Genomic DNA, 22,793 nt, shown 5'->3' on the forward strand with positions numbered 1-22,793 from the left:
TTAATCCTTTACAATCTTTTCTTTATATTCATTAAAAAGTTTAATAAACTCTTCTCCTCTATGCTCATAGTTTCTAAATTCATCAAAACTAGCACATGCTGGAGACAGTAATACTATATCATTTTTACTTGCTATATTTACTGTTTTAGCAAAAGCTGTCTTCATATCTTTTAAAACTTCAAAATTAGAAAAATACTTTTCTAATTGCACTTTTATATATTCAGCATCTTTACCATAGATACAGATAAACTTAACTTTACCTATAACACTTCTTTGCATTATAGAAAAATCTCCACCCTTGGCAACACCACCTAGTAGTAATACTATATTTTTAGAGTTTGTTAAATTATCTATCGCAACTACTGTTGCACCTACATTTGTACCCTTTGAATCATTTATGTATGAAACTCCTCTAATTTCACCAATCTTATTACATCTATGCTTTAGACCTTCAAACTCTTTAAGCTCTGTTATAACCTTTTTATGGTCAATATTAAACTTTTCTAAAATACTCAAGACAACTATAATATTTTCAAGATTATGTAGACCAAAAAGTTTTGTCTCTTCAAGAGCCAATATCTTTTCTTCTTTCTTATAAATACAAGATTTTCTGATAGAAAATACTGTATTATACTTTAGTCCTTTGCCTTCAAAATCATAAACAAAGAATTCTCTACTAAACTTCTCTAAATTAAGCTTAGACTCAATATACTCTTGGTAGCTATCATATCTATCAAGATGATCATGCGAAATATTAATTACACAAGATACATCAAATTTAGTATCTTTAAGCAAATCTATTTGAAAACTAGATATTTCAACCACACAAAATTCCACATCATCATTAATCTTAGATAAAATGGGGGTTCCTATGTTTCCTACTAAAATACTTTTATAACCTAAATTGTTCAAAACCGTATCCAACATAGTTACTACGGTACTCTTTCCATTTGAGCCAGTAACAGCTATCAACTTTATCTGTTTAGCTTTAATAGCATCATAATATAGATCAATATCACTTATTATTTTAGATTTATAATTTTCTAAATTACTATATGGATTTTTATTTAAAGGAATACCTGGACTAACTACTAATAAGTCATATGTTTCTAAATTCTTTTCTAGAAAATCTGCTTCAGATGAAGAGATATGAACTTCTACATTATATTTTTCTAAATAGACTTCTACAGACTTACCTGTAGATCCATATCCAACTATAAGAATTTTATTTATTAAGACGTCCTTATAAAAAAAGCTTAGCATCTATCTAACCTTTATTGCTGCTAACCCTATAAGTACTAGTATAACTGTAATTATCCAAAAGCGAATAACTACTTTAGTTTCCGGCCAACCTTTAAGTTCAAAATGATGATGAATTGGTGCCATTCTAAATATGCGCTTTTTTCTAAGTTTATAAGAACCAACTTGTAAAATTACAGATACTGCCTCTGCAACAAAAAGTAATCCCATTATAAAAAATATTAGCTCTTGTCTTATCATAACTGCTATAACCCCTAAAACAGCACCTAAAGTAAGAGAACCAACATCTCCCATGAATACTTCAGCTGGATATGAGTTAAACCATAGAAATGCTAAACCAGAACCACAAATAGCTGCACAAAATACTGCAACCTCAGCTAAACCTTTATTTCCCAAATAATCAAATAAAAGATAATTTGCTAAACTATGATTAGTCTCTATATATGCATAAACACCTAATCCAGCAGCCACTAAAACAACCGGCAAAATAGCTAAGCCATCTAAGCCATCAGTTAAATTTACAGCATTACTACTTCCATTAATTATAAAAAAAGTAAGAATAGTGAAAAGCACTATTCCTATTGGTATAGCCCAATCTTTAGTAAAAGGGATAGATAAAAGCATTTTCCCATTCTTCTCTAATAAAAAGAATAAAACTATCGCTAATATAATTGAAAATACTGATTGTAATGCGAATTTGTAACGTGATTTAAGACCTTTTGGATGCTTTAATACTAATTTTAAATAATCATCAAAAAATCCAATAGCTCCAAAAAAAACTATAACTAGAAGCAATATCCAAAGGTAGATACTAGTTAGATCTCCCCAAAGCAATGAAGATATTAATACTGAAGATAAAATAAGCACTCCTCCCATAGTCGGAGTATTTCTTTTAGAAAAATGACTTTGTGGGCCGTCATCCCTAACTACTTGACCTATCTGCATCCTTTGCAGCCATCTAATCATTGGATAACCTAAAAACAAAGTAATGAAGAGCGAGGTTATTGCTATCATCACAATTCTCAAAGACACATAACCACTAAACATAGCTAAAGCTGGCCAAAAGCCAGATAGCCAATTAAAAATCCAAATTAACATACAATATAAAGTATATAAATTAAAGCTATATTAAGAATAATTATATTATATTTATGTTTTTTTTTATAGAAAAAATAATTAAAGAATAGGACCAAACTGTTCATATTTCATAGAGAATTCATTATCTATTGGGAACTGATATTTATAATTTTTTATAAAGCTTTTAGCTAAAGCTTTATAAGATTTTTTATATTCTCTTATATCTGTCCATGTATTATCTACTTTAATTACTTTCTCACCATCATGAATCTCAGAAATAGACTTAAAATTAAAATATTTTTCTCTTTTATAAACAAACTGAACATTTTCACTCGGATTAGTAATATAATCAACCAACATTTTTGTTTCATCTACAGGTGCTCTTCTACCAGTAGTATAGTCTCCTTCTATCCAACCAACATTAACCATATAGATTTTAGCATCTGACATTTTTAATCTTTGTCTTAGTATTTTGGCATATCTAGTAGGTTCTAATAATAAAAAAGGTTGAGCATAGCAACTAGAAAACTCTAATTTAGGTTCAGATACGCCATTTTCTATTCCTATAGAAGTACACGTATAACCTGATAAAAAATGATAGATTGCTTGTCCTTTAGTTAGTTTAGAGACTCTAGGCAATACACCTTTACTATCTTTAACTAAAAAAATAATTGTTTTGGGATTTGATGATTCAAGTTTAACATTAGTTAAGCTTTCTTTTGAGAATGCTAAATACGTATTACTTTGTCCCTTAGTTTTAGAACCAAAGATAATATTTCCTTGTTCATCAAAATTTGGATTCTCAATTAAAGCTTGTCCCTCGAGAATATCTTTAATATTTTGATTTTCTCTACTAAAGCTGGCTGCTTTTACAGTAAAGCCACCATCTAAACTATGTAAACCATCATCTGCCCAAGCTGTAGCTCCATTAGCAAATAACTCTCTGTTTGTAAGAGCTAATGTTGTCTTACCGCTTCCTGACAATCCAAAGAACATAGTTGTATTATCACTTTTATCTATACCTACAGCACAGTGAAATACACCTATATTAGTTAAAGAAAGATAATAACTCATTGATGAAAGTAAAATTTTATCAATTTCAGTTAAATAATATGTTCCAGCAATGATACTTTCTCTTTGCTTTAAATTTGTAGCTATTATATTTGGCGAATTTAAACCTAATTCTGCAAAATCTTCAATCTTTGTAGAGGGTGAATGCAATATTGTCCACTCTGCTGAAAAATCTTCTAATTCCTCTTGAGTAGGTTCTATTGATACTAATTTAAAAAAGTAAGCTGCCCATGCGACATTTGTAACAAATCTAACAGCAATTCTATTTTTAACATCATTATTATAAAAACCATCTATAACAAATAAATCTTTTTGAGAAATGTCTTGACGAACTTTTTCTTTAACTATCTTCCAATTATTTCTACTAAGTGGTTTATTATCAGAACCTTTATCACTCCACCAAACGTTCTTCTTAGCATATTTAGTTTCAACTATATATTTATCTTCTGGTAATCTTCCTTTTATTTCTCCACTATCAACTAAGATAGCATTACCTTCAGACCGTATATAATGACTATCATTGCTACTTTTGATATATTCTAACAATTCTTTTGTGCTTATATTTTGATATATATTTTTTATTGTACACAGATACTCATTATCTGTACTCGAGGATAAATCCATTGATTTCTTTTAGAAATTTCATATATAGGATGATAATTTGATTATATATCTTAAAAAAACATTTTTCAAAAAATATATTCTATTAAAAGTTTAATCAAGTAAACTATTTACAATCAAAGTAGTAATTACTATTTAAATTAATTATGAGCAATGAAAAAACTGCGCAAAAAACTAATTTTATTAAAAACATTATAAACAGTGACTTAGAGACAGGCTTACATAATAGCATTGTAACAAGATTTCCTCCTGAACCTAATGGTTATTTACATATTGGTCACGCCAAATCAATATGCTTAAATTTTGGATTAGCTGAAGAATATAATGCTACCTGCCATTTAAGATTTGATGATACTAATCCAGAAAAAGAAGATATTGAATACATAAATGCAATAAAAGAAGATGTTAAATGGCTTGGTTTTGACTGGGGTAAAAACCTTTATTTTGCTTCTGAATACTTTGACAAAATGTATGAATTAGCTCAATTACTTATTAAAAAAGATAAAGCCTATGTTTGTGACTTATCCGCTGAAGAAGTTAGAGAGTATCGTGGCACGCTTAAAGAAGCTGGAAAAAATAGTCCATATAGAAATAGAAGTATTGATGAAAACTTAGAACTATTTGAAAAAATGAAAAATGGTGAATTTCCTGAAGGTAGCAAAACTCTAAGAGCAAAAATAGATATGGCTTCTGGAAATATAAATTTAAGAGACCCTGCTCTTTATCGAATTAAATTTGCTGCACATCCTAAAACTGGCGATAAATGGTGTATATACCCAATGTATGCTTTTGCCCACCCTCTTGAAGATGCTATAGAAAAAATAACTCACTCCTTATGTACACTAGAATTTCAAGATCAAAGACCTTTTTATGATTGGGTTGTTGAAGAAACAGAATTCGAGAAAAAACCTAGACAAATTGAATTTTCAAGATTAAATCTTAACTACAACATCACAAGTAAAAGAAAGCTTAAATATTTAGTGGATAAAAATTTAGTTAATGGTTGGGATGATCCAAGAATGCCTACACTAAAAGGATTTAGACGTAGAGGATACACTCCAGAATCTATTAAAAACTTTTGTGATATGATTGGCATATCTAAACAAGATTCTTTGATAGATATTTCTGTACTTGAGGAGTCTATTAGAAGCGATTTAAATATTAAAGCTCATAGGAGAAATGCTGTACTAGATCCTATTAAAGTAACTATAGCTAATATGTCACCACACACTCTTAATGTTCCCAATCATCCTCAAGATCCAGATTTTGGAAGAAGGGATATAACAATATCTGAAACTATATACATTGATAGTGAAGATTTTGTATTTGAGCTAGAAAAGGGAATGAAAAAGCTAAGCCCAAATGGTCGAGTAAGGTTATTAAACTCTTATGTAATTGATTGTAATGAAGTAGTTACTGATGCTTCAGGTAAAGTTATCGAATTAAAATGTAGTTATCTTCCGGAAACATTGGGGGGTAAAAAACCTGACGATAACAAAAAACCTGATGGAATAATACATTGGGTAGATGCAAATAACTGCGTTACTGCTGAGATCAGGCTTTACGATAGATTATTTAATGATGAAAATCCTGGAAGATTTGAAAATATTGAGGATAGTTTAAATCCTAATTCTTTTGAGTTAATGAAAAATGCAAAATTAGAAAAATCTCTAGAAGATGCTAAGCCAGAAGAACATTTTCAGTTTAATAGAATTGGATATTTCACTGCTGACCAAAAAGATTTTTCAAGAGAAAATATAGTTTTTAATAGAACTGTTACTCTTAGAAATACTTGGGAAGTTAAATAAAGTAATTATATGTTTCTGTTAACTCGTTTTCTTATAGTAAGAATTAATAACGATGTTATGATAGCTATAACTATAAACATATCCATTCCATCACTCATATTCGCTTTTGCTAAATTTATATCATTCTCTGGAATATAAACAAAACCAGCTAAATAACCGCCAAATTTACCACCTATTCCTAGGGTAACTAACCATATCCCCATGTATAGTGAAACAAAGCCTTTTGGAGCTATTTTAGTTACTAATGACAGACCTATAGCAGATAAACTCAACTCCGATAATGCTAAAATAAAATACCCTACAACGAAGCCATAAACAGTAACTTTAGCACCTATAGGAGTTGTTAGTATTGATATTAAAATCACTATAAAAGATAAAGCTAATATTATAAAAGCTATATTGAACTTATCAATATCTTGAACTTCTCTTCCCGCATTTGCTAAATAAAGCCAAAGTTTCCCAACAATAAATCCAAATATTAAAACACCTAAAGCTTCGATGCTTAAGATTTGACTAGAATTAATCAAAGCTGTATTAACTGCATAATCTGTAAACAATAAGAGGGAGATAAACATCTGAAAATACAACCCCCAATATATAATTGATAACACAAAAAATACGCCAGCTACTAGAACCTTTTTGTAATTTCCCTTATTAGCAGATAAAAACATAATAATTGAAGATGCGACAAAGGCTATAAATATTGAAAAACTTGCAACATCTGGCTCTTTAAAAATATAGAAAAGAAGAAGTATGTATATCAAAATTAATATTGTCGTTTTTAAAATAATCTTTCCTGTTAAAACAAGGTCTATAATGTGTTTTTTAAGAAAACCAAAACCTATAATCAAAACAAAGAACATTACTATACTTACAGTCATGCTACTATAAAATGGAGCACTATAACCATAATTATCTTTTAATGAAGTCGCAAAAAATAAAGCAAAAAAACTACCTAAATTAATACCAACATAGAAAACATTAAATCCAAAATCCCTATTACCATCCGTTAGAGATGACTTATCATAAAATCTTCCAATAAAAGAAGCCATATTTGATTTAATCAGCCCAGTACTAATTGAAATAAAACTCAAGCCTAAAAAAAGTAAATTTTCATCAGTTGATATTGCTAGCGTAAAAGTTCCTAATACCATAAAAAATGAACCTAACATCCCTGCCCTATAGTATCCAATTAGCTTTTCTGCAATATATCCTCCTAAAATGGCAGAAATATAAACCATCGATAAAACAGTTCCAACTAAAGAGGCTGATAGCTCTTGTGAAATATTAAATTTTCCTATTAAAAAAAATATCAATAAAGACTGTATTATGTAATAGCTATATCTTTCAGCAAACTCTGCAAAACTTGTTATAGCAAGTACTTTTTTTTCTTCTCTAAGATCATTCTTATTCATAACTTCCTCTTAATTATTCTAGTGCTAGGAGCTCTTCCCAAAGTAAAAATTTTTCTTCTAAATCTTTATTTAATTTATTTAACTTACTTTGAACTAACTGAATCTCTTTTTTTGATTTTTTATAAAAATCTGCATCAGTCATTTGTCCTTCAATATCCCCTATACCTTTTTCTAGCTTTTCTATTTGGACTGGTAAGCTTTTAAGAGTTTTTCTTTGTTCATGATTTAGTTGATTTTGCTTTTCTATTTTTTCCTGCTTCTGTTGCACTTTAGGCTCTTCTTTTTTAGGATTTTTTAAAGCTTCAGTTTTAACTCTCTGTCTCAACCAATCATCATAACCGCCAATATACTCTTCTAAACCATGCTCTTCAAAAACTATTGTGCTAGTGGCTATATTATTAATAAACTCTCTATCATGACTTATTAAAAGAATAGTTCCTTGATAATTAATCAACATCTCTTCTAATATTTCTAGAGTTTCTATATCAAGATCATTTGTTGGTTCATCTAATACAATAATATTACTAGGTTTAGAAAGTATCTTTGCAAGGAGTAATCTATTTTTCTCCCCTCCTGAAAGATGAGTGATAGGAGCATGAAGCCTATCTGGGGAAAATAAAAATTTTTGTAAATATGTTATAACATGTATTGATTTATCATTAATTTGGATAAAGTCAGAGCCCTCTTTAACATTATCCATAATGTTTAACTTCTCATCCAACTGATCTCGTAATTGATCAAAATAAGCTATTTGAAGATTAAATGCTTGCTCAATACTACCATCAGATGGTTTTAATTTACCCAATAAAATATTTAATAAAGTACTTTTGCCACAACCATTTGACCCAAGTATAGCAACCTTATCGCCCTTAACTATCTCTGTAGAGAAATTTTTGAAAAGGTATTTTTCTTGATATTTATGGCCTACATTATTAGCGACAATAACTTTCCTTGATGACTTTTCACCAGCCGAAACATTTATATCAATCTTACCTATTTGCTCTTTTCTTTGTTTTCGCTCAGACCTCATTTTCTCAAGCGCTCGTACTCTTCCTTCATTTCTTGTCCTACGAGCTTTAATTCCTTGCCTGATCCACGATTCTTCTTGAGCTAATTTTTTGTCAAACTCTTTATTAGATTTTTGTTCAGCTTGTAATATAGCCTCTTTCTTTTCTAAAAACTGAAGATAGTTTCCTTCAAAGGAATATAAATTGCCTCTATCTAATTCGATAATACTCTTTGCAACATTATTTAAAAATTTTCTATCATGAGTAATAAACAATATAGCTCCCGCAAACTGTTTCAAAAACTCTTCTAACCAAGTTATCGAAGATATATCTAAATGGTTTGTAGGTTCATCTAGAAGTAGTAAATCAGGTTTTCTTATTAATGCTCTAGCAAGTATTACTCTACGTTTCATCCCGCCAGATAGATCAGAAAACTTTTTATCAGTATTAAGCTGAAGCTTTGTAATAATCACATCAGCTTCATTCATATATTCCCAAGCATGGTTTTCATCTATGTATTTTTGAACATCCTCTAATTTATGTAAATTTTCTGGAGAACTCTCTAAGCTAGCCAAAATGTCTTGATACTCTACAAGCTTTTCACCAACCTCTCCAAGCCCACTAAGAATAACGCTTTTAACATCTCCTTTTATATCATTAGGAATATCCTGAATCATACTAGCTATTACTGCATTATTATGAATAATTACTTCACCACTATCTGGATGGTTTTTTCCTTCAATGATTTTTAATAGAGAAGACTTACCGGTACCATTTCTACCGATAAGGCAAATCCTTTGACCTTTTGAAATATCAAAATCCACATCTTTTAATATTTCCTGTGTACCGAAAGATAAATTGAGCTTTTTTAAAGATACTAATTGCATTTAGAAGTTAAAATATAAACAAAACTTCTTAAATTATAGCATAATGACTAGCTAGATTTATTACGCTTTCTTAATGCAAATAAAAGCATAAAAATACTAGCTATGAACATAACTCCACCAAAAGGTAAAGGAGCATATATAGATTTAGAAACTAAATGGCCCATCATAATATCATTCAAAAACCATGCCATACCAAAGCCAGCTCCAGCAGCTCCCATAGCTTTGCCTTGTTCTTGATCTGTTACAGATGAGGAAATAATAGTTAACAGTGCTGTATAACAAATCAACTGAGATGCAGAGCCAACTACACCAATTAACCATTGAATACCTATATTTGCAAATATTGCAGTTGATATTAATCCTATCGAACAAATTACAGCAAATATAATAAAAGCTTTTGTAGGAGTTATTTTTTTAAAAATATATGGCTGAAAAAATAAACTACAAATAGCAACAGCTAAACCTGTAGCAGCATAGAAAAGACCTGTCATGCTAGTGTTATAGCTATAAACTTCATTTAAAAATAATGCTATGCCTTGACCATAAAAGCCCCAAGCAGCTTGCATCAATAAATAAGCGACTCCAACCAGTCTTATCCTTTTATCTGAAAGCAAGAAAGATATCGTTTTATAAACAGTTCCTATAGTTAATACTAATCCAGGATGTTTAGGTAAATCCTTCTTCATAACAATAAAGATAAATAGCATATTCACTAATGATATAATAGCCGCCACAAAAAAAGGCAATGTATGACTAATACTCATAGAAGCTGCGAAACTTGTTGTTATAGGACCTATAATAAAGCCTAATGAAGCAGCCATAGTTATAAAGCCTAGATTCTTGGATTTTTCTTCTTCACTACTTATATCAATAACGGCTGCTTGTGCTATTTCAAAAGCACCTCCTGCTAAACCACTTATGAAACGACTAGCTATAAAAAGTAAATAATCTCCTGAATATATTGCATAAGCAGATAACATATAGGATAAAGATGTACAGAAAACGGCTGATAATAGCACAATTTTTCGACCATACTTATCGGAAAGCTCTCCCAATATTGGACCGCCTAAAACTAATCCAAGTGGCCATGAAGCTAATGCGATAGAATAATACCAATTCTGAAAGTTGCCACCTACTTCTCCAAAAGTAACTGCATTAGAGTCAAAAAATAATGACGGCATAATAGGAAAAACTAATCCCAACCCCATTATATCTATAACAATAGTTACAATTAATATCGCTATTAAGATATTTTTAGAAAATTTATCTGCCATAAGAAAACCCAATATCAAATATTTTTAAATAAATTTAAAAGTATAAAAAGACAAAAAAGTAGTCCAAGATTGTAGCTTAAAATAATAATTTATTCAATAATTAATGGCTTGCAATATAGTTATGCTCTACAGCTAATTCCTCTAAAGCTTTTAAAAAAGTTTTAATATAGAACTCCAAGATTTGATTACCATAACCATTCAATAAAACTATATTTTCAAAATTATTTTTAACATAGGTTTCAAAAGCTAAAATCTCTTTATAATCTACTTGCTTATTTTTTTCTATACTCTTACTTACATGCCCCAGAATTTGTAGAGTTTTTTCTTCGATATCTATAAAAGTAGTATCTTTAAGCAATGACTCTTTATCATCTTCAGTTATACTAGTATCAACGTAGTCATAAATTAGAATCATGTATCTATAAAGTCTACGTATATATAAACTCATTTTCTGATATTCTTTTGCTACTTGAGTTTTATTTTCATAAGAAACTTCTTTAATCAAATTAATTTGCTTAGTAAACTCTGAAAAAATATTAGTCATCAAGTCTTCATGAATACTACCTCTTTCATGAAATAAAATTTCATAAAAAGTTCTGATATCATTAATAGTTTTAGAAAAGCTTTCTTTTAGCCTTCTTTCTGCCCTTATTGGAAAAACAAATCTATTTACAAGTAATGCAATTACTATACCTTGAGAAATCTCTATCATTCTAAATATAGCTAGTTCAACACTAGCATTTTCATTTAAAATAATAATTATCATTGTTATTCCAGCCAAGGATCCTGCATAACTAAATTTAGAAGATGCCCCAGCTATAAAAACTGCCACCATAATAAAAATAAAAGCTAATGAAAAGGCTTCAACCTTATTGAAACTAATCAGGATTATTACAATTGCAATACTTGCGCTAATTATAGTACCAACAAAACGCATCAAAGCTTTATCTAAAGCACCACCAAGATTTGGCTGCGTTGACATAACAACTAAAACAGTTATCACCATCCACATATACATTTGCTCAGCTCTAAAAAAGCTATCTAAGAGCCTACCTAAAGCATATGCTATTAAACATGCTATAACTGTTTTTGCTGCATTGATTGCTGCGTATTTTTTACTATTTAAAAAAGCAAATTGCATAACTTATATAATTATTTTTATTCCTTTACAAAATTCCTTTGCCTAACAACCTCATACATAGAAACTCCAGAAGCAACTGAAACATTTAGACTAGATACTTCCCCATACATTGGTAGCTTAGCTAGAAAATCACAATTAGCCTTTGTTTTTTGCCTCATCCCTTTTCCTTCTGAGCCAGCCACTAAAGCTATAGAATCTTGCAAGTTCATATCATATAAGCTTTCATCAGCCTCACCAGCTAATCCAATCACCCATACACCTTGTTCCTTTAGCTTTTCAATTGCTCTAGAAAGATTAGTAACAACTACAATTTTTAAATGTTCTGCCGCCCCACAAGCAACTTTTTTGACAGTTGCATTTACTGTAGCGCTGTTATCTTTAGGGATAACTAAAAAATCAACTCCAGCAGAATGTGCTGTTCTAATACAAGCGCCTAAATTATGAGGATCTTGAACACTATCTAAGATTAATATGAAAGCATTTTTATCTTGTGGAAGTAACCTTTTTAGATCTTTTTCATCATACATTTTTTGATTATTTTCTAAACTATAAGCAAATATGCCTTGATGTGTTACATCTCTCGGTAATCTCTCTGGAAGTTGCTTAATATTATTTATAATCTCTGGCTCTATTCCTTTTTTATTCGCCAACTCTAGAATATTCTTTATCTGTGGATTATGTAAACCTTTACTAAGGATAATTACTTTACTAGCACTATCTGTTTTTATTAAGCTTTCTACCGCATGTATGCCATATACTAGACTACTCACTTGCCGCTCCTAGTAAAATTGGTAATGTTTCTCTTAAACCATCAAAAGAACCATTACTCATCATAACAATTTCTATTTTATTACCTTTCTCTTGTTTTAATACTTCTAAAACGTGCTCTTTAAAATTTTCAGCTTCATCAATATATACAACTGTATCAATATCATTGAGTGTAGACTTTGTATCCCATTTTAATAATTTATGATTATAAAATAGAACCTTATTAGCTCTCTGCAGTGCTTGAGGTAAAAAATCTTTATTGCTGCCATCTTTCATTGTATTTGATCTAGGATCAACTAAAGCTAAAACATATGCATCTGGAGTTTTATTTTTTACCGCATCTAAAGTAAGTTTAATTGATGTTGGATGATGTGCAAAATCATCATATAAAGTTATTCTCTCATTTTTAAAGATAACTTCTAATCTTCTTTTGACACCTTTAAAACTATTTAGTGCATCTAAAATATCCTTATCATCAATTCCAATCTGTTTTGCCACAGAATATGCACTTAATGCATTTAGTGCATTATGTTGTCCAATAAAGCCCCAATTAACTGATAATTCTTCCGTACCATTAACAATTCTAAAACTTGAATAATCACTACTATGCTTATCTATATGAATAGAGTTTTCAATATTTGTCTGAACTCTCTTTGACCAACAGCCCATGTTTATTATATGCTGAACATTTTCATCAGAAGCATTATATATAACACTAGCTTTACTTGGCATTTTTCTTAGAAGTTGATGAAATTGCCAATAAATAGCATCAATATCCTTAAAGATATCCGCATGATCATATTCAATATTATTTATAACTAAAATATATGGATCATAATGAATTAGTTTCGATCTCTTATCAAAAAAAGCAGTATCATACTCATCAGCTTCTATTACAAAATACTCAGAATCAGTGTATCTTGATGATACTCCAAAATCCCCACTAATTCCTCCAACCAAGAAGCTAGGATTTAAGCCTGCTTGCTCTAATATTTTTATAGTCATAGTAGTTGTTGTGGTTTTTCCATGAGTACCAGAAATTGCGATAACTTTCTTATGTCTTAAGACATTTTCATACAGCCATGAAGGACCTGAAAAGTAATTAAGCTTTTCATCTAATATTTTCTCTATTATAGGTAACCCTCTTTTCATAACATTACCTATGATAATTTCATCAGGCTTGTTATCTAATTGAGAAACATCAAAACCTTTAATTATATCTATCCCTTGACTTTCAAGATATGTACTCATTGGAGGATAAACATTAAGATCAGAACCAGTGACTTTATAACCTCTTTGTTTAGCAAGAACTGCTAATGATCCCATAAATGTTCCACAAACACCCAAAATATGAACATGCTTACTCATAAACCTAAATAACCTTAATTACTGGATTTTATTTTATTAACAATATTTGTTGTTGAAAAACCTGGTTTTAGAGTAATAGTTTTTACTTCTCCACCATTTGAAATAACATGTTCAGCACCAACAATATTATCAACTGTATAGTCTGCACCTTTAACCAAAATATTAGGTGTAACTTTTTCTATGACATTTGCTGGAGTATCCTCTGAAAAAGGCACCACCCAATCAACACACCCTAAAGCTGCTAAAAGTTCCATTCTAGCTTGTAAAGGAACTATCGGTCTTTCAGGGCCTTTTAAGCGAACAACTGATTCATCTGTATTCACGGCTACTATTAATTTATCGCCTAATTTTCTTGCTGCTTGCAAATATTCAACATGTCCTGCATGTAGAATATCAAAACAACCATTTGTCATTACAACTTTCTCACCAACTAAAGAAAGATCATTAGTCATCTGAGCAAGCTCATCTTGAGAAACTATACCAAATTTAAAACCTCTGTTCCCTGATAATGCTACATGTAACTCTTCTAAAGTAACCGTAGCTGTACCTATTTTGCCGACAACAATTCCAGCTGCTGCATTTGCTATATTCATAGATTCTTCAACTGTATATCCAAGAGAAATACCTATCGATAAAACAGCAATAACCGTATCACCAGCTCCAGTTACATCAAAAACCTCTTTTGCAACTGTTGGAATAGTTTTATTATCACCATTCTTTTTAACTATAGTCATACCTTTTTCACTTCTTGTGATAAGTATATTATCTATATTATATTTGTTAGCTAATTCCATAGCTTTCTTTATTATGTCGTCCTCTGATTGACATTTACCAACAACTGTTTCAAACTCTTTAAAATTTGGTGTAATGACTGTTGCACCACTATACTTACTAAAATCGGTTCCTTTAGGATCTACTAAAACTTGACAGCCTGCTGCTTTTGCCTTTTCAATTAATAAAGTTGTATTACTTAAAGTACCCTTACCATAATCAGATAAAATTACTGTATTAAAGTTTGGCAATATTTTCTGAAACTCATCAATAAATTCATTTTTGGGAATATCATTAAAGTTTTGTTCAAAGTCAAGCCTTACAAGCTGATGCTTTTGAGCTAAAACTCTTAGTTTTGTAATAGTTGGATATTCTGTTTTAACAAGTGTCGTCTGAACTTTTCCTTTTAACAGCTCTTTCTCTAATATATTCGCAGACTCATCTTTTCCTACTAAGGCACAGATTCCTACAACCCCATCAAGAGTACTAATATTCAAAGCCACGTTGCCAGCTCCTCCAACTCTATCCTCTACATTTTTTACGTTTACTACAGGGACAGGTGCTTCTGGAGAAATCCTATCGGAACTACCATGATAATACTTATCAAGCATTACATCACCCACAACAAGAATTTTTGCTTTCGAAATATCTTTATACATATAAGTCCTAAAGAATGCTTTTATAAAACATAGTTATCTACGATTATAGCAATAAAAAGAATTTTTTATTAGGGAAATAATATTTGAATGAAAACTTGGTATTTTTTTTCATATTATTTATACTTCATCTAGAAATATTTACCATTAAGTTTTCTAATGTTTGTTGAGTTTGCTTTACATAATAATGTTCTAAGGTTTGGAGAGTTTACTCTAAAATCTGGAAGAATTAGTCCATATTTTTTTAACGCCGGTCTCTTTAATACAGGAAAGCAGCTAGCTACTTTAGCTGATTACTATGCGAAAGTTATTATGGATTCAGAAATAGAATTTGACGTATTATTTGGTCCAGCCTATAAAGGAATTCCCTTAGCCGCAGCAATCTCTACGGTATTAGCTTTAAAATACAATAAAGATGTTCCTTATGCTTTTGATAGAAAAGAAGCAAAAGATCATGGTGAAGGTGGTCTTTTTGTAGGGGCTGATATGAAAGATAAAAAAGTTCTGCTTGTTGATGATGTAATGACAGCAGGTACTGCTTTCTATGAGTCGTACAATAAATTAAAAAATATAAATGCTAAGATTTCAGGTGTAGTCCTATCTATTGATAGACAAGAAAAAGCGAAAGACTTAGATATTTCTGCTACACAAAGAATAGAGAATGAATTCAATATTCCCGTAAAATCTATTACAAACTTTGATGATATTTATGATTATGTAAGAGATCATTTAGACTCAGAAATGATAAATAAATTTAAACTATACCGCGAGAAATATGGTGCATAAAGATATTTATATAATTGCAGATCTTCATTTAAATGCTAATAATTCTAAAATAGCTGAGATATTTAGACACTTTCTAGAAAGTATCTCTAGTCAAAAAAATAAACTTTTCATCTTAGGTGATTTTTTTGATTATTGGATTGGAGATGATCATACAGATGCTTTTTATCACCAAATAACTGGATACCTTAAGAAAGCTTCTGATAATGGTTTAGAGATTCTATTTATGCATGGAAATAGAGACTTTCTTATTTCTAAAAAATTTGAAAAGCAAAGTGGTGTTAAAATAATAAAAGATCCTTATTATCTTAAAGTTGGATCAAATAAGATAGTGCTCGCTCATGGAGACCTGCTTTGTACAGATGATAAAAGCTATCAGTTCTATAGATCTCTAGCAAGAAATAGAATTCTACAATTTCTATTTAGAAGACTTCCTTTATTCATAAGACAGCGCCTAGCTAAAACAGCTCGCAACCATAGTTATGAGAAAAATACTCAGAAGCCAAATATTGATGTTACAGAAAAAGGAATCTTAAAATATAAAAAAGACTGTAACATTGTTATTCATGGACATACTCATAAAATGCATATCCATGAAGAAAATGGCTATACAAGATATGTTTTAGGCGATTGGTTCAAAAAAGGAAACTATATTAAGATTGTTGATAATGAAATCTCCTTACACACTGACTTAACTCTTTAACTCAAACATATCCTTAGAATGAAAAAAAATAAATATTTCAATCCAAAATATCCAAATGCCTCGCCATATTGGACAAGAAAATGGGATAGAAAATGGCTTTTAAATAAAGATTTCTATCTTTTAAATCATATATCAGAAAAGAGTAGAAAAACTACATATAGATATGAAATATATATTCGCATAATTATAGCAATTGCCACCTTTGGTGCCTTAGCATATCTAGATAATTCAAAATTAATAAATATTAGTGCCTTATTCAAATATAATCATTCATCAGGTTCTTTATTATTTATAATTATATTTCTTATTATACTTATACGATTTACATGGGTATTTTATTTAATATTAACTATTGTATTATTTACAATTTTTCCAATAAAAGGATTATATTCCACTTCATTTAATTTTAGCTATACTATAGAATCTTGCCTTTATATTATTTTTTGCCTATTTTTACTAGCTCAAGGGATTTCATATTACATATATTTTTTTAATAAATTATATCTAAGAAAGTTTGATGACTATTTTATTAAAAATATTGCTCCAGAATACAATAGTAAAGAAATGTCAGAAGAATTAAATAAAGCATTTAAAGTAAAATTTTCTGATAATAGGATTTTATATTTTCTATTTTCATCTTTTTGTCTTTACTCTTACGACCTACCCGTATCTATGGCAAAAGCACATGATGCCCCTACTCACTCTATCGGCTTTCATAGACTATGTTATTTTTATAGTTGGGCATATTATCTAAAACCAGAATGGTTTTATAATATGCCTAAATGTAATAAGCCTATAAAAGTCTTTTGTTACATTTCATTTATAACCACTCCTTTTATAGACGCTATAATTATAATCATAGGTATTATATCAATAGGATTATTAATATATCGTGGTATAAGAGTCTTTTAACAACATATACAAAACAGCTTTCTGAACAAACTTTCTATTTAAGCTCTGCTGAAAGATAACTGAGCATTCATCATCTGGTAGGTTTTCACTTACTTCCTTACCTCTCTCCATAGGCATACAGTGCATAAAGACAGCATTATCATTTGCGTAAGACATAAGTTCTTTATTCACCTGAAAACCTTCAAAAGCATCTTCTGTACACGGCTCAAATCCCATACTACACCAAACATCTGTATATACTGCATCACAACCCTCTACAGCTTCTTTAGGGTTATCAAAGCTTTTCACAATGCTAACATGCTTTAGCTGATCCAAAACCTTTTGATCTGGCTTGTGCCCTTCTGGACATGCATAATGCACCTCGAGGCCAATGGTATTAGCCACAAGTAATAAACTGTATAAAATATTATTGGCATCTCCTAAATAAGCTACCTTAAGAGATTTAAGATCTCCAAAAACTTCTTTTAAAGTTAATAGGTCTGCTAATGTTTGACAAGGATGATATAAATCTGTCAAAGCATTTATAATAGGTACTTTTGAGTAATTAACCATCTCCTCTAAATGACTATCTGCAAAAGTTCTAATCACAACTGCTGAGCAATAATTTTGTACAACTCTTATAAAATCTTTTGGCTCCTCTTTTTTTCTAGAAGCCGAAACACTTTCTATTACATTAGCCCCCATTTCCATAATAGCTGCTGAAAAGCTAAAGCGAGTTCTAAGAGATGGTTTATCAAAAACTAAAGATATTATTTTATCTTCTAAAGCATTTTTATATTTTTTTGGGTTGTTTTTCATATCTTCTGCTATGAGCATTATATTTGCAAAATCCTCCTGATTTATCTCTGCTCCAGATAATAAATTATTAAAAGATAATTTTTTCATATCATCCCTCCAAACATACAAGTTGTTCCTAAACTATTTCCTCCTTTTAATAAAAGTTTTCTGGTCAAAATTTTCTCCTCATTTCCATTTAATATAGTTATTGTCTTCTTCGAACAATTTAAAAAATCTTTTATTGAATTTAACTTTATGCTCATACCTCCAGCAACGATTCTTTGATCAATTAATCCTTTAATATCTGTAACTGACAAACTTGGAATCAAGTTTCCATAGTTATCTAAAACTCCCTGCTGATCTGTTAAATAAATAAGCTCATCCACATCACATACTATAGCTAATTCTGCTGCAACATTATCTGCATTAACATTTACAGATTCAAACTTATCAGTGAGGCTAACTGTTGCCACTATGGGAATTAAACCCTGAGATAATAATTTAAAAATAGCTGTTGGATTAACATTTTTGATTTCACCTACATAGCCATATTTATTTTTGTCTATAAAGTCACAAGTAAGTAGATTACTATCCTCACCTGATATACCCATACCTTCTAAACTAATACTACTAAAAGCTTTTGATATCTTCTTATTAACTTTATACAAAGCCATTTGTAATATATCCATATGCTCTTTTGGAGTAACTCTTAAACCATCCATAAAACAAGTTTCCATATTCTGTTCATTTAGGCATTTAGTTATAAATTTCCCTCCTCCATGAACAATAATAATTTCTGCACCCTCGTTCTTTAGATTTTTTATATCGTGGCATAAGTTTTTCATAACTTGCTCATCCTCAAGTACAGAGCCTCCAAGCTTTATTAAGATTTTTTTATTAGCTAGTTTTTTCATGATAAATACTCCGCATTTATACTCACATATTGCTGAGTTAAATCACAACCCCATGCAGTTGCACACTCATTTCCTTGTGAAAATTTAACATTAATAACGATAGTGTCCTCTTTCATAGATTGTTTTAGGCTGGTCAAATCTTCTAAAACTGGTAAACCATTAGCAAAGATTTTTTGTTCTTGCATAAAGATTTGACAGGACTCGAGAGTTTGCTCATCTATATCTACTTCACCTATCTTTGCTAAAACTCTTCCCCAATTAGGAGACTCTCCATATATAGCTGTTTTTACTAAAGAGCTAGAAATAATTTTTTTTGCTAATTCTTTAGTTATTTCAATATCACTTAAACCTTCAACTTTTGCTTCAATCAGCTTAGTTGCTCCTTCTCCATCTCTTGCGATGCTTTTAGCTAGAACTACAGCTATCTCATATATAGCTTCTTTAAATATTTTGATATCTTTATCTGAAGAAATAGTTACTCCACTGGCACCATTAGCCATCATAAAAGCACAATCATTTGTCGACATATCTCCATCTACTGAAATCATATTAAAACTACTAGCACTTGATTCTTTTAGAATCTCTTGAGCCAAATTAATATCAATATCTGCATCTGTTAAAAAATATCCTAGCATTGTCGCCATATTAGGATTAATCATTCCAGAGCCTTTACAAATCCCAGTGATAGTTATTTCCCCTGTAGATAACTCGATCTTTTTATAAACAGATTTTGGCAGTAAGTCTGTGGTAAGTATCGAAAGAGCAAATTTATCAGCAATATTAGATAAACTACCTAATAGTTTAGGTATTGCTGAAGTTATTTTATTAATTTGCATCTGCTGACCAATGACACCTGTTGAGGCTATGAGCACTTGATTAGATGAACAATTAATCTCTTCTGCAAGGCTATCAACCACTTGTTGATTATGTTTATCACCTATCTCACCAGTAGCTGCATTAGCCTGACCACTATTAGTAACAATTGCCTTAATATTATTAGCTGGCAATAGGTTCATACAATATCTCACTGGAGCAGCTTTATATTTATTTTTTGTAAAAACACCTACAGCTTTACAATCTTTCTCTGAAACTATAACTCCTAGATCTGGGCGATAGAGTCTTATCCCACTATTAACCCCACCTGCTAAAAATCCTTTTGGTAATTTTGTTCTAAATAAACTCTCCATCTCTATCTCCTTTTTTATAATCCTGTGGTTATAGGAAAGCCATAATAGTTATTCAAGTTTTCAATAGCTTGAGTAACTGCACCTTTTAGTAAGTTATCAATAAAAGAAAAAATTATGATTTTATTATTTTTAATCGAAAATCCTAAATGAGTATTAGGTGTACCAACTACACTTTTTATAGATAAGAAAGATGATATTTTTTCATTATCATTCTCTCCTGCTATATCAATGAATTTAAATAAAGAATAGTCAGCATATTCCTTGCTATAAGCATCACTGACTAAATTTCTAATTTCTTCTTCTGAGGCTTCATTCTCTAAATTAAGATCTGCATAAATAGTAATAGCAATACCAGAATGGACTGGAAGCATACTTGTATTGAAATAAAACTCATCCTCTTTAACATCAAACTCAGCTAAAGTTTTTAATATTTCTGGAATATGTTGATGCTTACCAATCTTATATGGAAAAAAGTTATTAAGCATTTCAGCGAACATCAGATCTTGTCTAGCTTTCTTACCAGCTCCAGAAACACCTGACTTCGCATCTATAACTAAGTTATTAGGTTTTATTAGCTGATGCTTTAACAAAGGCAATAAAGATAATAGTACACATGTAGCATAGCATCCTGGGTTTGCTATGACGTTATCTTGCTGACTAAATTTAACATATGGAGAAAGACCATATTTAGCACCCTTCTCAAGACCATCTATAGAATGAGATAATCCATACCAAGATGCTAATAAATCTTTATTCAGTCTAAAAGCTCCACTTAGATCTAAGACTTTTACTTGTATATTTTTATCATTGAGCTTTTGTAATATTTCTATAGAAATATCTGCTGGTGTAGCAAGTAACAAAAAGTCTACCTTAAAGTTTTCAACACTCACCTCATCCAAAGAATATGTATATTCTTTATTTTCTTGCTTAGATACTCCCAAACTTCCGGCTAACTCAAAGTTAGGATGTTTATTTATTAGCTCCTTAAGAAGCTGTCCAGTGTAACCATTTATCCCTGCAATACAAATTTTCTCCATCATTATCTCATCTCATAAGCTAGTGCTTGATAATCAACTTAACATCTAAAAAATAAAAAGTGAATAATTATTTACTAAAAAAGAATAAATATTTACAATAATTTATAAAATTTTACTTTTTATTCATTTTTAATTATTCTTTTAAAAGAGAAATGAGGAGATACAATATGAAAACAACAATCAATACAACAAAAGAGTATGGTGCCAATATAATAGCCTCTACTCCTATAACTATCGTTAAAGGAGATAATGCTTACGTATATGATGATTTAGGTAGAAAATATATAGATATGGCAACTGGTATATCATCTGCAAACTTTGGTCACAACAACCCAAAAATTCTTGAGGCATTATTCAAGCAGGTGAATAAAATTTCAATTGTGCCAAGACTTTTTCATAATGAAGCGTTAGCAAAATTATTAGAAAAAGCATGTACTTTGACAAATATGGATAAAGCTATTGTAATGAATAGCGGTGCTGAAGCTATAGAAACTGCTATAAAAGTAATCAGAAAATGGGGATATGTAAAAAAACAAATACCTGAGGACTCTGCAGAAATAATAACTTTTGATAATAGCTTTCATGGTAGAACAATAACAGCAATAGGCACATCATCTAACCCTGCTTATAAAGCAAAATTTGGACCCATGCCTAAAGGTTTTATTTCTATTCCATTCAATGATTTAGAAGCTCTTAAGAAAGCTATTACAAAAAATACAGCGGCAATTATTATTGAGCCAATACAAGGTGAAGGAGGAGTTGTAATTCCTGATAATGAATATCTACATAAGTGCCAAGAGATTTGTAAAGAAAACAATGTCTTATTTATTCTAGATGAAATACAAACAGGTATGGGCCGTACTGGAAAAAATTTTGCTAAAGAACATTATAATTTAGACCCTGATGGAATGACACTTGGCAAATCTCTAGGTGGTGGAGTATTACCAATATCACTTTTTCTTGGAAAAAATGAAGTTATGGATGTATTGCAACCTGGTGATCATGGCAGTACCTTCGGTGGAAACCCTCTAGCATCTGCTATTGCATACAAAGCTCTTACAATATTAGAAGAAGATTACTTAGCTAACAATGCTGAACTTCTAGGTGATTTTTTTGTTAAAGAGTTAGGAAAAATAAATTCTAAATATATCCAAGAAATAAGAGCTAAAGGTCTTTTTATTGCTTTACAAATATATCCAGAGTATTTTGATAGTTTCCATCAAGAACTTCTAAACTTAGGGCTATTAACTGTAAAAACTAGAAATAATTCTATTCGTTTATTGCCTCCACTAACTATAAGCAAAGAAACTATTTCTAAAGCAACAAAAATAATAAAGTCTGTTGATATCTAAATTA

At 30.2% G+C, this 22,793-nt stretch carries 19 protein-coding genes; 5 read left to right on the plus strand and 14 right to left on the minus strand.

Annotation, left to right across the window (positions count from 1 at the left end):
• The 3 genes from murD to DNK87_RS02790 all read right to left on the minus strand — a co-directional run bounded on the left by murD (position 1) and on the right by DNK87_RS02790 (position 4,032).
• Positions 1–1,263, minus strand: a complete 1,263-nt coding sequence (murD, locus tag DNK87_RS02780) for a UDP-N-acetylmuramoyl-L-alanine--D-glutamate ligase (protein WP_119330312.1) — start codon at positions 1,261–1,263, stop codon at positions 1–3.
• Positions 1,264–2,358 carry a phospho-N-acetylmuramoyl-pentapeptide-transferase gene (gene mraY / locus DNK87_RS02785; protein WP_119330311.1) on the minus strand — a complete coding sequence of 365 codons (1,095 nt, stop codon included), beginning with the start codon at positions 2,356–2,358 and terminating at the stop codon, positions 1,264–1,266.
• A gap of 78 nt (positions 2,359–2,436) precedes the next feature.
• Entirely contained in the window at positions 2,437–4,032 is a 1,596-nt protein-coding gene (locus DNK87_RS02790; protein ID WP_119330310.1) for a phosphoenolpyruvate carboxykinase (ATP), read from the minus strand.
• A 143-nt stretch (positions 4,033–4,175) separates the two neighbouring features.
• Here DNK87_RS02790 and DNK87_RS02795 point away from each other — a divergent pair, with 143 nt between their 5' ends.
• Positions 4,176–5,837: a glutamine--tRNA ligase/YqeY domain fusion protein gene (locus DNK87_RS02795; protein WP_119330309.1), complete on the plus strand. Its 1,662-nt coding sequence runs from the start codon at positions 4,176–4,178 to the stop codon at positions 5,835–5,837.
• Positions 5,838–5,842: 5 nt separating this feature from the next.
• Here the strand turns inward: DNK87_RS02795 and DNK87_RS02800 are convergent, their stop codons facing one another.
• The 7 genes from DNK87_RS02800 to hldE all read right to left on the minus strand — a co-directional run bounded on the left by DNK87_RS02800 (position 5,843) and on the right by hldE (position 15,127).
• Entirely contained in the window at positions 5,843–7,252 is a 1,410-nt protein-coding gene (locus DNK87_RS02800) for a peptide MFS transporter (RefSeq protein WP_119330308.1), read from the minus strand.
• Positions 7,253–7,265: 13 nt separating this feature from the next.
• Entirely contained in the window at positions 7,266–9,146 is a 1,881-nt protein-coding gene (locus tag DNK87_RS02805; RefSeq protein WP_119330307.1) for an ATP-binding cassette domain-containing protein, read from the minus strand.
• 47 nt (positions 9,147–9,193) lie between these two features.
• On the minus strand, positions 9,194–10,420 hold the full coding sequence (locus DNK87_RS02810; protein ID WP_119330306.1) for an MFS transporter: 1,227 nt from the start codon (positions 10,418–10,420) through the stop codon (positions 9,194–9,196).
• 100 nt (positions 10,421–10,520) lie between these two features.
• Positions 10,521–11,561, minus strand: a complete 1,041-nt coding sequence (locus DNK87_RS02815; RefSeq protein ID WP_119330305.1) for an FUSC family protein — start codon at positions 11,559–11,561, stop codon at positions 10,521–10,523.
• Between the two features lie 17 nt (positions 11,562–11,578).
• On the minus strand, positions 11,579–12,331 hold the full coding sequence (gene rlmB, locus DNK87_RS02820; protein ID WP_119330304.1) for a 23S rRNA (guanosine(2251)-2'-O)-methyltransferase RlmB: 753 nt from the start codon (positions 12,329–12,331) through the stop codon (positions 11,579–11,581).
• The gene (mpl, locus tag DNK87_RS02825) at positions 12,324–13,697 is read right to left on the minus strand and encodes a UDP-N-acetylmuramate:L-alanyl-gamma-D-glutamyl-meso-diaminopimelate ligase (protein ID WP_119330303.1); all 1,374 of its coding nucleotides are present in this window, start codon (positions 13,695–13,697) and stop codon (positions 12,324–12,326) included. Before mpl ends, rlmB begins: the two co-directional genes overlap by 8 nt.
• Positions 13,698–13,711: 14 nt before the next feature.
• On the minus strand, positions 13,712–15,127 hold the full coding sequence (gene hldE, locus DNK87_RS02830) for a bifunctional D-glycero-beta-D-manno-heptose-7-phosphate kinase/D-glycero-beta-D-manno-heptose 1-phosphate adenylyltransferase HldE (RefSeq protein WP_119330302.1): 1,416 nt from the start codon (positions 15,125–15,127) through the stop codon (positions 13,712–13,714).
• A gap of 156 nt (positions 15,128–15,283) precedes the next feature.
• Between hldE and pyrE the strand changes: the two genes are divergently transcribed.
• The 3 genes from pyrE to DNK87_RS02845 are packed head-to-tail and all read left to right on the plus strand — an operon-like array spanning position 15,284 to position 17,522.
• Positions 15,284–15,910, plus strand: a complete 627-nt coding sequence (gene pyrE / locus DNK87_RS02835; RefSeq protein ID WP_119330301.1) for an orotate phosphoribosyltransferase — start codon at positions 15,284–15,286, stop codon at positions 15,908–15,910.
• Complete coding sequence (locus DNK87_RS02840; RefSeq protein ID WP_119330300.1) at positions 15,900–16,610, plus strand: UDP-2,3-diacylglucosamine diphosphatase; 711 nt, start codon at positions 15,900–15,902, stop codon at positions 16,608–16,610. Before pyrE ends, DNK87_RS02840 begins: the two co-directional genes overlap by 11 nt.
• Positions 16,611–16,628: 18 nt before the next feature.
• Positions 16,629–17,522: a hypothetical protein gene (locus tag DNK87_RS02845; RefSeq protein ID WP_119330299.1), complete on the plus strand. Its 894-nt coding sequence runs from the start codon at positions 16,629–16,631 to the stop codon at positions 17,520–17,522.
• On the opposite strand, the gene argF is transcribed toward DNK87_RS02845, so the two are convergent.
• From argF to argC, 4 genes are read right to left on the minus strand one after another with little or no spacing between them, the layout of a single operon-like run.
• The gene (gene argF / locus DNK87_RS02850) at positions 17,493–18,407 is read right to left on the minus strand and encodes an ornithine carbamoyltransferase (RefSeq protein WP_119330298.1); all 915 of its coding nucleotides are present in this window, start codon (positions 18,405–18,407) and stop codon (positions 17,493–17,495) included. The two genes, DNK87_RS02845 and argF, sit on opposite strands and share 30 nt — an antisense overlap.
• The gene (argB, locus tag DNK87_RS02855) at positions 18,404–19,213 is read right to left on the minus strand and encodes an acetylglutamate kinase (protein WP_119330297.1); all 810 of its coding nucleotides are present in this window, start codon (positions 19,211–19,213) and stop codon (positions 18,404–18,406) included. Before argB ends, argF begins: the two co-directional genes overlap by 4 nt.
• Entirely contained in the window at positions 19,210–20,400 is a 1,191-nt protein-coding gene (argJ, locus tag DNK87_RS02860) for a bifunctional glutamate N-acetyltransferase/amino-acid acetyltransferase ArgJ (protein WP_119330296.1), read from the minus strand. Before argJ ends, argB begins: the two co-directional genes overlap by 4 nt.
• A 14-nt stretch (positions 20,401–20,414) precedes the next feature.
• Entirely contained in the window at positions 20,415–21,440 is a 1,026-nt protein-coding gene (gene argC, locus DNK87_RS02865) for an N-acetyl-gamma-glutamyl-phosphate reductase (RefSeq protein ID WP_119330295.1), read from the minus strand.
• A gap of 164 nt (positions 21,441–21,604) precedes the next feature.
• Between argC and rocD the strand changes: the two genes are divergently transcribed.
• Positions 21,605–22,789 (plus strand): ornithine--oxo-acid transaminase, encoded by a 1,185-nt coding sequence (gene rocD / locus DNK87_RS02870; protein ID WP_119330294.1) that lies wholly within the window; start codon positions 21,605–21,607, stop codon positions 22,787–22,789.
• Positions 22,790–22,793: the final 4 nt, after the last annotated feature.

Origin of the sequence: Pseudofrancisella aestuarii (genome assembly GCF_003574475.2) — a bacterium.
Classification (GTDB): Bacteria; Pseudomonadota; Gammaproteobacteria; order Francisellales; family Francisellaceae; genus Francisella; species Francisella aestuarii.

What these genes read in the sequence shown, in the direction of transcription:
- murD (WP_119330312.1), bottom strand. Translation starts at nt 1,263, where the DNA reads ATGCTAAGCTTTTTTTATAAGGACGTCTTAATAAATAAAATTCTTATA.
- mraY (WP_119330311.1), bottom strand. Translation starts at nt 2,358, where the DNA reads ATGTTAATTTGGATTTTTAATTGGCTATCTGGCTTTTGGCCAGCTTTA.
- DNK87_RS02790 (WP_119330310.1), bottom strand. Translation starts at nt 4,032, where the DNA reads ATGGATTTATCCTCGAGTACAGATAATGAGTATCTGTGTACAATAAAA.
- DNK87_RS02795 (WP_119330309.1), top strand. Translation starts at nt 4,176, where the DNA reads ATGAGCAATGAAAAAACTGCGCAAAAAACTAATTTTATTAAAAACATT.
- DNK87_RS02800 (WP_119330308.1), bottom strand. Translation starts at nt 7,252, where the DNA reads ATGAATAAGAATGATCTTAGAGAAGAAAAAAAAGTACTTGCTATAACA.
- DNK87_RS02805 (WP_119330307.1), bottom strand. Translation starts at nt 9,146, where the DNA reads ATGCAATTAGTATCTTTAAAAAAGCTCAATTTATCTTTCGGTACACAG.
- DNK87_RS02810 (WP_119330306.1), bottom strand. Translation starts at nt 10,420, where the DNA reads ATGGCAGATAAATTTTCTAAAAATATCTTAATAGCGATATTAATTGTA.
- DNK87_RS02815 (WP_119330305.1), bottom strand. Translation starts at nt 11,561, where the DNA reads ATGCAATTTGCTTTTTTAAATAGTAAAAAATACGCAGCAATCAATGCA.
- mpl (WP_119330303.1), bottom strand. Translation starts at nt 13,697, where the DNA reads ATGAGTAAGCATGTTCATATTTTGGGTGTTTGTGGAACATTTATGGGA.
- hldE (WP_119330302.1), bottom strand. Translation starts at nt 15,127, where the DNA reads ATGTATAAAGATATTTCGAAAGCAAAAATTCTTGTTGTGGGTGATGTA.
- pyrE (WP_119330301.1), top strand. Translation starts at nt 15,284, where the DNA reads ATGTTTGTTGAGTTTGCTTTACATAATAATGTTCTAAGGTTTGGAGAG.
- DNK87_RS02840 (WP_119330300.1), top strand. Translation starts at nt 15,900, where the DNA reads ATGGTGCATAAAGATATTTATATAATTGCAGATCTTCATTTAAATGCT.
- DNK87_RS02845 (WP_119330299.1), top strand. Translation starts at nt 16,629, where the DNA reads ATGAAAAAAAATAAATATTTCAATCCAAAATATCCAAATGCCTCGCCA.
- argF (WP_119330298.1), bottom strand. Translation starts at nt 18,407, where the DNA reads ATGAAAAAATTATCTTTTAATAATTTATTATCTGGAGCAGAGATAAAT.
- argB (WP_119330297.1), bottom strand. Translation starts at nt 19,213, where the DNA reads ATGAAAAAACTAGCTAATAAAAAAATCTTAATAAAGCTTGGAGGCTCT.
- argJ (WP_119330296.1), bottom strand. Translation starts at nt 20,400, where the DNA reads ATGGAGAGTTTATTTAGAACAAAATTACCAAAAGGATTTTTAGCAGGT.
- argC (WP_119330295.1), bottom strand. Translation starts at nt 21,440, where the DNA reads ATGATGGAGAAAATTTGTATTGCAGGGATAAATGGTTACACTGGACAG.
- rocD (WP_119330294.1), top strand. Translation starts at nt 21,605, where the DNA reads ATGAAAACAACAATCAATACAACAAAAGAGTATGGTGCCAATATAATA.